At 54.7% G+C, this 298-nt stretch carries 1 protein-coding gene; it reads right to left on the reverse strand.

Features of this window, described 5'->3' with window-relative positions:
- A partial coding sequence (locus tag JS521_RS36150; protein WP_205087048.1) for a hypothetical protein occupies positions 1 to 298 on the reverse strand: 298 nt, incomplete at both ends.

Genomic DNA, 298 nt, shown 5'->3' on the forward strand with positions numbered 1-298 from the left:
GACCAAGATGAATCTTTAACACCTTCACGCCGACGCCGAACGATTTGAGCGTTTGGACGAGTTTTGTCGCATTTGCTTTCAAACGGGCGTTCTCGCCGGACAAGTCGGTCACGACCGGTTCGCTGAGGATGGTGAACGTCGGCAATTCATACGTGTCCGACACGTCTTGTGACGCCGTCATCATCATGTCCTCGGTCGGTAGCTCCGTCACTTCCTCCGTCGAGGCCACTTCTTCCGTTTTCGGACGTTTCTCGGCGACGACTTTCTCGCTGAACCCGACAATCGGGATGTCATGCAT

The sequence above is a fragment of the Streptomyces durocortorensis genome, assembly GCF_016901035.1.
Taxonomy (GTDB): Bacteria; Actinomycetota; Actinomycetes; order Streptomycetales; family Streptomycetaceae; genus Streptomyces; species Streptomyces durocortorensis.